General features: G+C 34.0%; 14 protein-coding genes. 4 read left to right on the top strand and 10 right to left on the bottom strand.

All coding sequences use genetic code 11. The annotated features are described in order from the left end of the window. Positions 1-7 precede the first annotated feature (7 nt). The 4 genes from DDD_RS06930 to DDD_RS17965 form a co-directional block, all read right to left on the bottom strand. Positions 8-2,182 carry a peptidase domain-containing ABC transporter gene (locus DDD_RS06930; protein ID WP_015362090.1) on the bottom strand — a complete coding sequence of 725 codons (2,175 nt, stop codon included), beginning with the start codon at positions 2,180-2,182 and terminating at the stop codon, positions 8-10. Between the two features lie 12 nt (positions 2,183-2,194). Beyond that, a complete protein-coding gene (locus DDD_RS06925) occupies positions 2,195-2,719 on the bottom strand; it encodes a peroxiredoxin family protein (protein ID WP_015362089.1) in 525 nt (174 codons plus the stop codon). 2 nt (positions 2,720-2,721) lie between these two features. Next, positions 2,722-3,348: a hypothetical protein gene (locus tag DDD_RS06920; protein ID WP_015362088.1), complete on the bottom strand. Its 627-nt coding sequence runs from the start codon at positions 3,346-3,348 to the stop codon at positions 2,722-2,724. A gap of 199 nt (positions 3,349-3,547) precedes the next feature. After that, positions 3,548-3,721: a hypothetical protein gene (locus tag DDD_RS17965; RefSeq protein WP_158441679.1), complete on the bottom strand. Its 174-nt coding sequence runs from the start codon at positions 3,719-3,721 to the stop codon at positions 3,548-3,550. Between the two features lie 160 nt (positions 3,722-3,881). On the opposite strand from DDD_RS17965, the gene DDD_RS06910 reads away from it, so the two are divergent. Further along, the gene (locus DDD_RS06910; protein WP_015362086.1) at positions 3,882-4,235 is read left to right on the top strand and encodes a helix-turn-helix domain-containing protein; all 354 of its coding nucleotides are present in this window, start codon (positions 3,882-3,884) and stop codon (positions 4,233-4,235) included. A 150-nt stretch (positions 4,236-4,385) separates the two neighbouring features. Here DDD_RS06910 and DDD_RS06905 read toward each other — a convergent pair whose 3' ends face one another. After that, positions 4,386-4,988 (bottom strand): thioredoxin family protein, encoded by a 603-nt coding sequence (locus DDD_RS06905; RefSeq protein ID WP_015362085.1) that lies wholly within the window; start codon positions 4,986-4,988, stop codon positions 4,386-4,388. Positions 4,989-5,569: 581 nt separating this feature from the next. Further along, on the bottom strand, positions 5,570-7,030 hold the full coding sequence (locus tag DDD_RS06900) for a hypothetical protein (protein ID WP_015362084.1): 1,461 nt from the start codon (positions 7,028-7,030) through the stop codon (positions 5,570-5,572). A 133-nt stretch (positions 7,031-7,163) separates the two neighbouring features. Between DDD_RS06900 and yiaA the strand changes: the two genes are divergently transcribed. Continuing rightward, entirely contained in the window at positions 7,164-7,622 is a 459-nt protein-coding gene (yiaA, locus tag DDD_RS06895) for an inner membrane protein YiaA (RefSeq protein ID WP_015362083.1), read from the top strand. A gap of 44 nt (positions 7,623-7,666) precedes the next feature. After that, positions 7,667-7,945 carry a hypothetical protein gene (locus tag DDD_RS06890; RefSeq protein WP_146250772.1) on the top strand — a complete coding sequence of 93 codons (279 nt, stop codon included), beginning with the start codon at positions 7,667-7,669 and terminating at the stop codon, positions 7,943-7,945. A gap of 203 nt (positions 7,946-8,148) precedes the next feature. On the opposite strand, the gene DDD_RS06885 is transcribed toward DDD_RS06890, so the two are convergent. The 3 genes from DDD_RS06885 to DDD_RS06875 form a co-directional block, all read right to left on the bottom strand. After that, the gene (locus DDD_RS06885; RefSeq protein ID WP_015362081.1) at positions 8,149-8,643 is read right to left on the bottom strand and encodes a MepB family protein; all 495 of its coding nucleotides are present in this window, start codon (positions 8,641-8,643) and stop codon (positions 8,149-8,151) included. A gap of 60 nt (positions 8,644-8,703) precedes the next feature. Then, a complete protein-coding gene (gene dprA / locus DDD_RS06880) occupies positions 8,704-9,801 on the bottom strand; it encodes a DNA-processing protein DprA (protein WP_015362080.1) in 1,098 nt (365 codons plus the stop codon). Between the two features lie 242 nt (positions 9,802-10,043). Next, complete coding sequence (locus DDD_RS06875; RefSeq protein WP_041567001.1) at positions 10,044-11,273, bottom strand: WcaI family glycosyltransferase; 1,230 nt, start codon at positions 11,271-11,273, stop codon at positions 10,044-10,046. A gap of 165 nt (positions 11,274-11,438) precedes the next feature. Between DDD_RS06875 and DDD_RS06870 the strand changes: the two genes are divergently transcribed. Beyond that, positions 11,439-12,356: an SGNH/GDSL hydrolase family protein gene (locus DDD_RS06870; protein ID WP_015362077.1), complete on the top strand. Its 918-nt coding sequence runs from the start codon at positions 11,439-11,441 to the stop codon at positions 12,354-12,356. 32 nt (positions 12,357-12,388) lie between these two features. On the opposite strand, the gene DDD_RS06865 is transcribed toward DDD_RS06870, so the two are convergent. After that, a complete protein-coding gene (locus DDD_RS06865) occupies positions 12,389-12,934 on the bottom strand; it encodes a putative colanic acid biosynthesis acetyltransferase (protein WP_015362076.1) in 546 nt (181 codons plus the stop codon). Positions 12,935-12,972: the final 38 nt, after the last annotated feature.

Below are 12,972 nucleotides of genomic sequence, written 5' to 3'. Positions count from 1 at the left end.
GTAGTTATCAAAGTTCTAATTCAGACCAGAAGTCACTATAAAAATTCTTTGTTAGCATAAGTTTTTGGTGGTTTCCAGAATTCGTTATTGTTCCATTTTCCAAAACATATATGCGATCGGCTATTTTTGGTAAAGAATGTAAACGGTGTGAAATTATAATGATACTCATTTCATTTTTCAAGCGATTCAATAATTGAAGTACCATTTGCTCTGTTTTTCTGTCCATAGCAGAGGTAAACTCATCTAGCAATAATACCTTAGGTCGTTTATACAAGGCGCGCATTAAACCTATTACCTGACGCTGTCCGCCAGAAAGGTTAATGCCTTTTTCACCTAAAATCGTTGCATATTGCTGTGGTAAGGATTGAATAAATGACTCAAAACCGTAAGTGTTTACAAAATCTTCAATATTCTCTGAAGTATCCGACTGACCAAGTAACAAATTATCAATAATATTTCCTGTAAAAATCGTGATTTCTTGTGGTACAACGCCTAACATAGAACGCCATTCACGAGTTGAAATCTCGTTTAAAGACTGGTTATCATTAATTAAAACAGTTCCATTTTCATAGAGATAAAATTTCTGAATGATTTGACCTAATGTACTTTTACCACTTCCACTTTCTCCTACAATAGCGAGGCATTCATTTGACAATACCTGAAAGTTAATATTTTCTAGTAGCGGACTTCTACCTGCGAATCGAAAAGAAAGATTTTTAACTTCTAATTTATTGAAGTGTGTAAGAGAAATTTCACCACTACACTCTTTCTCCATAGATGCAAATTCGTACATTCTATTAAAGGCTACTTTTGCCTCATTTATGGGAATCGTAATCAATGCAAGACTAGCTACAGATGGCAATAAACTACCTGCAACTCCTAGAATTGCCATTAACTCACCTAATTGCATGCTTTCATCATACACCTGAACACAGGTATAAACCAATATACCTATCAAAAATAGTACGCTGAAAACGCCAGAAAACACAGATAATCTTACATTAATTTTACCTAGATGAAAGGCTTTATCTTGGTAATTACCATAAATCAATTGGTTTACCTTTTTAAAAACATCTTGCCTGTTGTTGTTTTTAATAGTAGCAATACCTTGCATAGAGGTTATGAAATTGCTTTCGCTGAAAGCATAACCTTGCATTACTTCTTTTTGCGCCTTGATAATACGTTTGTTGAAACTGTAAATTAACGAGAAATAAAAAGGAAGACTTATAAAAGCAATCAATCCTGTTTGCCATGAATAATAAAACAAAAAGCCTAAAGAAACTAGAGTTACTAATGCATTGATAACCAAATTTCCGATTACCTGTGATATTACACGCTGTACTCGTTGTGTATCGTTAAGTCGAGCCACTAACTCACCTATCTTACGAGTGTCAAAAAAGGGTTTAGGCAATTGTAGTAATGAAGAGTAAAAGCTATCAATAATTCTATTATTGAAATCTTTGGTTTGTTCTATTAAAAAGTAACTGCGCAATGCAGTGAATAGCACTCTTATTAAGAGTAAGAAAGCAACCAACACGATCCCAGTAATCAACTTATTAAAATCTCTAGATGGCAATATATCATCTATTAACTTTTGAGAGAAAATTGCCATCGCCATTCCTAGGGTAGCAACACCTAATCCGAGTAAAACACTAAAGGTAATTAACCTGTAATCATCTTTAAGCAGTTGTAATAACAATTGCTTTTTGTTTTTATTTTGGGTTTTAGCAACGGTAAAAGTTTCATTAGGTGTTAAGGTGAGACAGGTTTTTGATTTCCAGATACCCTCTAATTCTTCTTTACTATAGCTTTGAACACCGTTTGCTGGATCACCTATAATAAATTTACCATTATCATAGCCGTAGCATATCACATAATGCTGCAACCTATTTTCAATGATTACGTGCAATATAAGTGGCTCGCCATGAACTATAAGTGCTTGAATATCTGCCTCGTTACCTTGTGCCGTAAAACCTAATTGATTTGCTGCTTGATATAAACCCAGTAAGGTTGTTCCTTGTTTGGTCGTACCACTTAACTCTCGTAATTTTTCTAATGAGTTAGCACCGTTATAATATTGGATTAGTGATAGTAAACAAGCCACACCACAATCTGACTGATCATGCTGTAATACTAGTGATTTTTCTATATTCTTGTGAGAAGTAGTTTTTAGTTGACTCATGGAACGTTTCGACTATGGTGTTTTGAGTAGCTTTAAAATCCCTTTTGCATTTAGTTGTCCCTTTTGCCTTTTAATAAGTTCTTGATTTTCATTATAAATTAGTAGGTAAGGAATAGAAGTTGCATCAAATCGAGTACTGAATATATCAAAACGATCATGTAAAAAATAAATATTAGATTGTTGGTCTAAAGAATAAGTTTGAGAAAATTCTTTGATAGTTTCTATAGGCTCTGAGGAGACAAATAGAAACTGAACATTTTTAAAGGAATCTAGATTCTCACTGATACTTTCTGCTTCATGCTGGCAATAATCACACTCACTATTGTAATAGATAAAGATGGTATTTAGATAATCTTTTAATCTAACATTAGAAAACGACTGTCCATTAAGCTGCTGAAATTTGAAATCTGGAATATGCTGTAATTTTGCAGCTATTTCCTTTTTGTTATTCGCTTTGCTTATGATACTGACACCTAAAAAAGATAGTATGCTAATAACTAAAACGGCCAGTGATAAAATTACAATTTTCTTTTTCATATCTAACTTATGTTTATTGTTAAGAACATCACGACAACTACCCATATCACTAGACTAACACCATAACTGCTAGCCACAATTTGTAGGCCTTTGGTAGAAACTGTATCGCCGATTTCTTTACCTATTAAATAAGCAAGTGTGAACCAATAAGCCAATTCAAATAGATTAAGCATTTGTAAAGGATAAATCCACCAAGGATCTAATTGTTGATAATCTAATATATTAATCGCACTAAGTGGGTAGAAATATTGTAAATCTTCTAGAATAAAATCTGTATGAAAGAAGCAGAACCAAGCGATTTTAATCACAATAACTATTAAAAATATAAACTCTGCTTTTATAACAATATTTAAGAGGTTTTTGTATCTAATTTTTTTGTTAAATAGAAAGCATCCCATGTCGATAATTGCAGCTATTAACGATACTTTTATTATTAATAGAAATGGAATTAGAAAATATCTAATTAATTTCCATTCGTTAATGACCTTTATTTGAGTAGTGAGGCGTTCTTTGGTTAACTGCTCTGATAAACTACTATATACTAGCTGTTGTGTGTCAAGTAGCTTCTCAGAAAGCTCTATTAAACTTAAAGATAAAACAATAAGTAAAAAAAAAACAAGTTTTCTCATCAAATTACATGGAAATAAAAAGTCTTTCCTAGAGGAAAGACTTAAATTAAATTTGTACTTATTTAAGCCACTTTCTTTCTAAAGAAAGTATTATCGCACAAACGATTATTATGTAGATTATTGCGTAATAATAATCGTAAAATAAAATTATTGCACTAGGACTTAAAAATAAAATTCTACGTAAATACTTATTCATCATCTACCAACTATACCATGTTGTTGAACCATCATCTTCACCATCACAGCCAGCAAATAAACAAGCACCACCAGCAAGAATACCAGCCACAGGATTAACCAATCCCATTAGTGTAGAGACACCATAACAGGCAACGTTATTAAAACATAACTCTCCTGCACCAACTAATTTTGTCATTTCATTCATCTCTAAATTTTTCATAATAATAAATTTTAATTAAACAAATTGAGGTATTTTAATTTTTACCATTCCTATACAATACGTCACCAATCTACTTAAAAACTTAATTCAATATTTAAATAAATATATCTATATTAGTACTATTGAAAGTATTAATATGAATAATAAAATAGGCTTTAGGATAAAACAGACTCGTGAACGTAAAAGTATATCCCAAGAAGCTATGGCATTGCAAATGGATATTACACAATCTAATTATGGTAGGCTGGAAAAAAATGATAGTCGTCTTACCGTACCTAAAGTGCAAAAAATTGCAGAGATTTTAGAAGTGAGTATTGCTTATCTATTTAATGAGAAGACAAGTAAGTCTATCTTTCAAAACAACAATACTCATGCGAAGGTATATAACACAGATATAATTGAATCTGTAATCAACGCAGATAAAGAACACATCACTTCACTTAAAGAAGAGATTGCTTACCTACGGCAATTATTGAAAGGGAAGTCTTAAATAATCATGGTTTATGTACATTTAAATTTCTGAAAATGATTCTACTATGCTTACTAGCATTCATCATTTTAGATATCATCTTAATACCAATTCGTTACTTGAAGTGAATTATAAAAAAAAGATGTATTGCGATAAACCATTTGTTATTATTTAAAATCCTTTCAAAATCTCCACAAGGTCCTTCTCCGTATCTTTTCCTTTGTCTTTATTGTACCAGTTTTGAAGTTCTTGTTTAAATTCTGGTCCTAGAACTCCTTTTGCAGCTTTTTCTGCCGCAACGAGAGCGGTTGCTTTTGTAGGTCTTGGTCCCCAAGTGGTGACTGGTAATCCAGTTCGTTTATCAACTAAAATTAGCTTAGCTATAGAGCGACCACCATTTGTTAAGAACTTATCCATCAACTCTGGGTTTTCATCTCTTAAAACCACTTTAAAATCGATTTTAGCGGCGTTTGCCACTTTGTTCATCATAGGCATGGTTTGGGCAGCGTCTCCACACCAGCTTTCTGTTATAATTAAGAAATAAACCTCTTTATCAAATGCTTCAAGAAACTCTTGGTTTTCTGGAAGTAGTTTCATGGTTTTATCCAGTCGCTTCATGCGCTGGTTGTTGAGCTTTGTATATTCGGCAAGGGCTTCTGTAACCTCATCGCCACTGTTAGTGCCGTTTGCAGTATGTGCTTCTACAAAAGCTCTATATTGTTGGTAGGAGATGGCTTCTTCAGTTGCCTTTTTGATGATTTGTTGTAATTCCATAGTGCAAAAATACAGTAGTTTGAAAGATTCAAAAGATGATAAATATCATTAGATATATGATATTATTCCCTTTTTAAAAGCTAACACTTCTTTTTATCGGTTTTAAAACCTGACTTTGATTTGACTAGAGGCTTTAAACCTGTGAGGTTGCCCAACTTGCTTATTGATTTAAGAACATACTATTTAACGTAAGTTCGACGTAATAATGATTGATATTCCTTAAGTTATTTTCATTTTTATAATAAATAGAATTGAATTCTTTCAACGGTTTGGGACTTTCAACCACTCCTGATTGCATCGTCGCTGGTGCGACGAGGTCAATCTGTCCTCGCCTTTTCTAAAGCGAGGAGTTGAATATCAGTTTTTTAAATTTTAAAATATCTCGTATCCTTATATCGAACTCACGTTATTTACCTTTAGACAAAACCTCACAGGTTAGAAATTATCTTGTCGCTTGCGTAGAGACTATACTATTCAAAATACAGCCTGTTTCAATGTTTTCGATTTTGTTGCTAGAGCTACTAAAAGTGTCTCCCTTTATCTGAATTGTAATGTTTTACATAGATCTGGTCGTATAAGCATCAATCCTTATTCACTAGCTCTAAAGTTACTTCATACATAGTTTTATTCTCCATTTTAGATTTTAAATACGCATAAAAACTCATGACAAATATATCTTCCTGACTTGTGGTTTTCCATTCAAACGACCGTTCTACCTTATTTGAAAAGTCATCATTTGCTATCTCATAAGGCTTGTCAAAATAGAATTGCAATAACTTCATAAAGCTTACCACTCGGTGTTCGTTTATTTGTTCCAGTCGTATTTTAAATCGCTTCATAAAACTCTTCATTCTAGACTCCACAAGATCTGGTTGCAATAATTCTATGTAGATTAAAATTTCAAGAATGTTTTTTTGAATCACCCATAAAAAGCCTTCTTTCTTTTCATAAAAGGCATCACTATGATACAGCTCTTTCATCGTTTTACGTGCTAGATTCAATTTTTCCTGCTGAAAAAGAACCATAATTTGAGCTAATCGTGTGGAAGGTGACGGTTTTTTGATTTCGTCTAGTTCTTTCAATGCCTTTTCAGCTTCTCCTGTATAATTTAAATTGAGTGCTTTTAATAACTGGTAACGTTCTTGAAATTGGCTTTTGAACTTTCCTTTTTGCTTTTGCATTTCTATGTACAATTGGTCGAGTAGTTCTTGTGATCGTGCAAAATCTCGATTCCTAAAACAAGTTCCTGCCATCAAATAGATAATTTCTAGATGATAGTACAAATGTTTATCGGCTAGGTGTTTTTTATTTTCTACGATGTTATATACGTGATTCATAAAAATGGAAACACTTGCATAATCTGATTTTAAGGTTGCTGCTTCGGTAGCAATGTTCATTAATTGATACAGTGATTTAAACGATAAGTTTTGATCAATCAAAATATCAAAACGATCCAATTGTTTTTTAATCTCTTCAAAAATATTAGGCGGATGCGCTTTTAAGGCTTTTTGAACCATCGCATAAGCCATGACCATTCTCGATTCTTTTAAATAAAGCTGCTCGTTATACTGATAAGCTATTATAATATCTTCTAAATCGTTTTTAGTATCTAAATGCACGTATTGTATATGAGTTTGATAGATCTCTTGTAAAACGGCATATAAATCCAGTGATTGGGCTTTTGATTTTGCTTTGTGAAGTGTTTTAAATCCTAGTGAGAGTTGACCTTGTTCTAGAAATATGCGCGCTGCGAGTAATAATTTAAGCAGCTGCATTTCTTCTTGAGACTCTGTTGAAAAACCTTGTATGGCGGTGAACTCTATCAAGCTTTCTTTTAACCGATTTGAGAGCGCGTGCAAGGCGTTTTTATTTGGTTTACCATAGATTTTTATATCGAGATATCGTCTTGCACCTTTTTGTAACAGCTGGAATAATTGTATGTTTTTTACGTCGGTTCGTTGATTTCTCGCTTTCGCGAAAGCGAGAAAAGCAGCCACATCATCGTCATTCAAAGAATAAATTAACGTAATTAAATCGTTCATATAGTTTTAATAATACACTCTTTATCAACATATAATATTCTGTACACTCTTTTTCAATCGTAAGAATTTATCAAAAATAGGTTTTTCTAAACTATTGTGCCGCCACATATTTGTACTATCAAAACAAACAACAATGGAAAATCAAGTGAATTACAACACCGAGAAAAAAGAAGTTAAAAAGCCAGAAGTGTTTACTGGAAAACCTACTGCAGCATTCATCTCTGCATCCTGGACCGCATTGCTGGTAGGAATGGTTTCGTACTGCATAGGATTGTGGAATGCCGACATGGCGCTCAACGAAAAAGGCTATTATTTTGTCATCTTGCTATTTGGGCTGTTCTCTGTCATATCGGTCCAAAAAGCAGTAAGAGATAAGCAAGAAGGCGTCGCCGTAACAGATATTTACTACGGAATCAGCTGGTTTGTAACTATCGCATCGATCGTTTTATTAATCATAGGTCTATGGAATGCCGACTTATTACTGAGTGAAAAAGGATTCTATGGCATGTCGTTTTTACTAAGTCTATTTGCTGCCATCGCGGTGCAAAAGAACACTAGAGATGTGAAGTTTATCGATGAGAATTGGAAGTGAAAAATAGAATCAAGATGCAAGAATCAGGAAACAAGACTATATTCATGAAGAAAAATAAGATGATTTTATTCATGAGTATTTTCAATATGCTTTTCTTCATCTGGGTTTATATAACTCATGTATTTGAGATGAAATGGACTATTGCAGGAGTCATGCATGAAATGCTAATGTTACCGATGACATTGCTGGCACCAGTTTTAGTTCTTTTTTCTGGGATTCAGATCTATAAAAATGGAAGATCTACTTATAATGTGATTGCATTAAGTATTTCAGCAATTATAACCTTGGGAATCATTGCTTTGTTCTTAAAGGAACTTATGTAACAAAACAGGCTCGTCATTAGGTACGAGCCTGTTTTGATGTTAGGAACGACCTTTTCTTATGAAAAGGTCGTTTTTTATTTTATCAGGTTTTAAACACCTCAAAGGTTTGACAAACCTTTGAGGTGTTTATTTTTATTTATTTATAAATCGCCACTTGAATTAGACAATGCCAAGAAGAATACTTGGCATGTCAAGTCTGTAAATTATTTATTCTTATAAAGTGTTTTTAGCTTTTCAAAACCTTTCTTTTCATTCACTTCAAAGAAATAACCCAACTGCCATTTTTGAGAACGCATGGCTGTGGCGTTTGTAGGTTGATCCCAAGATGGATAGACTCTTATCGCTCTTTTACCTTCTTTTTTACTAGTAGAAACAATCCCTTTTTTAACCAATACAGATTTGGGAAACACAAACTGTCCAAAATTCTTTTCTGTTCGCACATTAACAACGAAAAAATCGAAAGCATCTGATTCTTCAAAAGGCTCGATAGGTCCGTTTCCATTTCTTTTCCAGAAAGTAACAAATTGGCCTGCTTTTTTAGGGGTGATTTTAGAACTTCTAGAAATGATTTTTGCATCATTTAACCGAAACCTGCAGGCGTCGTATTCTTTGCTTTCTAATTCTTCTTGGTAATATGTTAGATAGAGATTACAGCGGCCGTAAACTTGTTCTTTGATTTCTTTTAGGCGGTCGTTCAATTTATTTATGTTTACTATTCATAGGTGCGGACTTAAGTCCGCACCTTTGAATGATGTTTATTAAGCGAGCTGAAATCTCTTTCCAGGAAGCGGTTTAATAACTCCTTTTAACTCCATGCTCATAAGTAGTGATGCTACTTTATGTACCGGTTGTTTGATATTTAACGCGATTATGTCTAATAATTCTTCTTTGTGTTCTTTCAGATACCTGTAAATTAGTTTCTCATCCTCGCTAAGCTCTACAAAGAGTTGTTTTTGTACAGCGACGTCACGTACTTGCCAGCCTAGGATATAAGGGATGTCGGCTGTTTTGGTGAGCATATGTGCTTTAGATTGTTTGATGAGCTCATTACAACCTATGGCATATTTATCATTTACTCTTCCAGGAACTGCAAAGACCTCTCTGTTATAACCTACGGCCAGATCTGCTGTGACCAGTGAGCCGCCTTTTGACGCACTTTCTATGACCACGGTTGCCTCACTCATACCTGCGATGATGCGATTGCGTCCTAAGAAGTTTTTACGATCAAAATTATCAGTATGCCAGAAGTCGGTTATAAAACCACCGTTTTTCATCATATCTTCATTGTGAGCAGCGTGATTTCTAGGATAGGTTTGATTCAGTCCATGAGCCATAACGGCAATAGTTTGCAAGCCATTTTCAATGGCCATTTTATGAGCTAAAATATCTACTCCATAAGCATAACCGCTTATAATAATTGGATTTAATGGTGCTATTTCATTAATGAACTTCTCAAGAAAAGCAGCTCCTACAGTTGTAATTTGCCTCGTGCCAACTATACTGAGCGTAAACGGATTGTCCAGATTGATGTTTCCTTTCTCAAAGTAAATGATTGGGCCATCGATGCAGTATTTTAATCGCTCAGGATAGTCGTCATTGTAATAAACGCGGTATTTGATATTGTTTTCTTCAATGAATTCAAGTTCTTTTGCTGCTTTAGAAAATAAACCGTCTTTATTTCTTATAAACTGCGCTTTCTTCTCTCCTATTCCTTCTATGGCAGCAATGTCTTTGTATTGTTGTTCAAAAACACCTGCCGCACTTCCAAAGGTACGGATGAGCTTTTTTGCTATAATATCACCTATAAGCGGTGCTTTTTTAAGCGCAAGTAGGGAAAGTAGTTCTTGTTGGTTCATTATTAAAAATAAAAGGAAATCTAAATGTAAACATAAGATTATAAATAAGTGTTGACTATCCCAAAGAACAAACAATCATTTACTTAGAGAAAAAACAAAATTTGAAAAGCTAAACCAACAATAATTTCACAATTCACAAAGCTCCTATGTCTATTCTACCATAAAAAGCATAAATGGTTTCTGGCTTTTTCCAACCTTTCCGACCAAATCTCATTTCACTCAATTTGCCCACCTTTCCTTTTTTAAGGAAAGGAATTTTCACACATCATTTGAGAAAGCTCCTTAACCCATTTATTTAGAATCTCTTTACGAGAAAAATGTTTTACCACATAGTTGCGGGCATCTGTTCCTATCTTTTTTCTAAGGTCTTTGTCTGCTCGCCAAACTTCCAGTTGTTGAATAGCTAATTGAACATCTGGCTTAGAAAAATAGAGGCCAGCATTTGCATTATTCATGACGGTTTTGACTTCACTCGCCTCATTTCCTAAAACCAACGAAGGCTTCTCACTTGCCATCATGCCTAACAATTTAGAAGGCATTACAGTATCGAGTACTTCTGTTTTTTGGAATAGAAAATGAGCATCTGCACTACAAAGTAAGTCTGAGAGTTCTTCAAATGGTACTGGATCGTAAAAATGAATGTTTTCTTGCTGGGTATTTACTTTTAACTGCTGGTACTTTGCTCCTGCTCCTACGATGATGATCTCGTAAGATTGCTGTGGTAACGCTTTCGCGAAAGCGGAAAAATAATCCCAATCTTGCTTATCACCTACATTGCCGCTATACAAGAGCTTGAATTTATCACTCTGAAGATAGTCGTGTTGTTTTGAAACCGCAGGATTTACTTGGTTCTCATCAATCCAATTGGGTAGATAATATGTAGGCTGGTCTGTTTTAGATTGCAGCTTTGCAATCATGTTATGGCTTATGGTGCTATTCCTATTTGCTTTGCCTAAAATGCGCTTTTCCAGACTAAAAAGAAATTTGAAGATGAACTTCTTTCCACCACTGGAAAGTCCAGATTGCAGCGCCGCATCAAATTCAAAATCTTGTATGTGAATCCAGCTTTTAGCTTTGTGACTTCTTGCATGATAATTACCTAACCATGCGCTTGATGTAAATGGAATGATAGAAATAACAAGATCGGTATTCTTGATCTTTCTTAGATTGAAAAAGCTACCTTTTGTAAAGCTAAGAATGTGAATAATCCGTTTTAAGAACGTAGGTTGCTCTGGAACATACTGTTTGTAACGGTACAGTTTTGCGCCATTACTCTTTTCTTGTAGGTATTTGGGCTTATTTTGATAAGCTCGCGCGATCTTCCATTGTGGATAATAAGGAAAAGCAGTCACCACACTTACCGTTGCGCCAGCACTAATTAAGGCGTCTACCATTTGTGTAGAATACAGGCCTATTGCAGTGTCTTCTGGGGCGTAATTAAGGCCTATAAATGTGATGTGTTTGTCTTTCAAGTTTATTTGTAATAATGTAAATATTAGATTAAACAATTAGTTCTATTGTTTGAACAAATTTAATTGATTATTAACTTGTTTATATAGTCAATACAGTAATATTCTATTCTTGTATCTTTGACAAAACCCTTTGCGGTTAAGCCATATCAAGAAAAAATCATTTGTATGAATTCAAAGTATCTTATATACCTCTTTTTAATCTTATCTAGTTCAAGCTGTTTTTCTCAAAAACAAAACGAAGGAAAAATATTGGTTGATATTGGGGACTCTTTAACTGCAGGAGCTGGAGGAAAGGGAACGAGTATGTCTAGCGTCACATCTAAACTTTTAGGAAGTGAATGGACTGTTATCAATATGGGTGTTGGTGGTGAGAACACTTTAACCATAGGAGCACGATATGGCGCTATTCCTATGTATATAAAAGAATCCATCATTATTCCAAAAGATGGTTCTAAGGTTAAAATTCCAACTGGACTTTATAGCTCTTATAACGATAGTAATGTTTTACCTTTAAAACAAGGTAACGCAGGTATCAACCCCTGTTATATAGATTCTATAGCATGTGAATTATCACTTGAAAAAGGAACGTATTTCATTAATAGAATTGAAAAAGCTTCCAAAGATTATGTAACGATACCAAAATCAAAAATAATAACTTCATTATCAAATAAAGCACATGGTATCGCTACGATTTTTATCGGTCAAAATGGTAGTTATGAATCACCTGAAGATTTATTAAATCAAATTGACTTATTTGTGGAACATAAAGGTGATAACAATGTTATTATCATTACTTCGCATGGAAATGGAGTTGAAAAAAATGTTAGACCGATAAGAGAAAAGTATGGTTCTAGACTCATTGATTTAAAAAAATATATGTCTACACAAGCTATATATGATGCAATTGCGTTTGATCTATTGCCTAAAGATGTTGCTCACCCAACCGAACAAGATCTTGAAATGATGAAAAAAGAAAGGACACCGCCATCTTTGCTAATAGACGGAATACATTTCAATTCTATAGGTTACGAGCTATTAGGTAGGTTAAGATTTAAAAAAGGTAAAGAATTAGGTTACTGGTAAATAGGATTAAAAAACTTTTTGATTACGAATCTTTATCGATCTTTAATTACTTGAGCCGGACTTCCTAAACATACTTTTCCTGCTGGAAGATCTTTAAAAACGCTGCTTCTTGCACCAACTAAAGTTCCTCGACCTATTGTAATTCCTGGCGCTACATAAACATCGGTAGCGATCCAACACTGGTCTTGAATAGTAATTTTATGACCGTAGATATCAAATTTGATGGCTTGTGGATCGTGCGTTCCTGTACAGATGTATGATTTTTGAGATATAACCACATGTGCTCCTATTTCTATTTCTCCTAGACTGTAAAGAACCACATCATCTCCTATCCAGCTGTAGTTACCTATAGAAACTTTCCATGGGAATTGTGTTCTTACTGTTGGTCTAATGATAACATTTTTACCGATTTTTGCGCCAAATGACCGTAACAAAAACCTGCGCCAACCGTACATAAATTGCGGTGACCAAGCAAAAAGAGAACTTTGTACTAACCACCAAAACTGCACAGTTATAGCTCCACGACCTCTAAAATTAGGTGGTAATTGAAACTGATGGAGTTGTTGGTAATTTTTCAAACGAAATAATAATTAGTAAACAAAGGTAATTTTTTAGT

The sequence above is a fragment of the Nonlabens dokdonensis DSW-6 genome, assembly GCF_000332115.1.
Classification (GTDB): domain Bacteria; phylum Bacteroidota; class Bacteroidia; order Flavobacteriales; family Flavobacteriaceae; genus Nonlabens; species Nonlabens dokdonensis.
Note: the sequence above shows the minus strand (reverse complement) of the source record. Positions and strands in the feature narration are given on the sequence as shown.

Coding starts and splice junctions, on each gene's coding strand:
- DDD_RS06905 (WP_015362085.1), bottom strand. CDS start 4,988: ATGGAATTACAACAAATCATCAAAAAGGCAACTGAAGAAGCCATCTCC.
- DDD_RS06870 (WP_015362077.1), top strand. CDS start 11,439: ATGAATTCAAAGTATCTTATATACCTCTTTTTAATCTTATCTAGTTCA.
- DDD_RS06900 (WP_015362084.1), bottom strand. CDS start 7,030: ATGAACGATTTAATTACGTTAATTTATTCTTTGAATGACGATGATGTG.
- DDD_RS06890 (WP_146250772.1), top strand. CDS start 7,667: ATGAAGAAAAATAAGATGATTTTATTCATGAGTATTTTCAATATGCTT.
- DDD_RS06920 (WP_015362088.1), bottom strand. CDS start 3,348: ATGAGAAAACTTGTTTTTTTTTTACTTATTGTTTTATCTTTAAGTTTA.
- DDD_RS17965 (WP_158441679.1), bottom strand. CDS start 3,721: ATGACAAAATTAGTTGGTGCAGGAGAGTTATGTTTTAATAACGTTGCC.
- DDD_RS06930 (WP_015362090.1), bottom strand. CDS start 2,182: ATGAGTCAACTAAAAACTACTTCTCACAAGAATATAGAAAAATCACTA.
- DDD_RS06910 (WP_015362086.1), top strand. CDS start 3,882: ATGAATAATAAAATAGGCTTTAGGATAAAACAGACTCGTGAACGTAAA.
- dprA (WP_015362080.1), bottom strand. CDS start 9,801: ATGAACCAACAAGAACTACTTTCCCTACTTGCGCTTAAAAAAGCACCG.
- DDD_RS06925 (WP_015362089.1), bottom strand. CDS start 2,719: ATGAAAAAGAAAATTGTAATTTTATCACTGGCCGTTTTAGTTATTAGC.
- yiaA (WP_015362083.1), top strand. CDS start 7,164: ATGGAAAATCAAGTGAATTACAACACCGAGAAAAAAGAAGTTAAAAAG.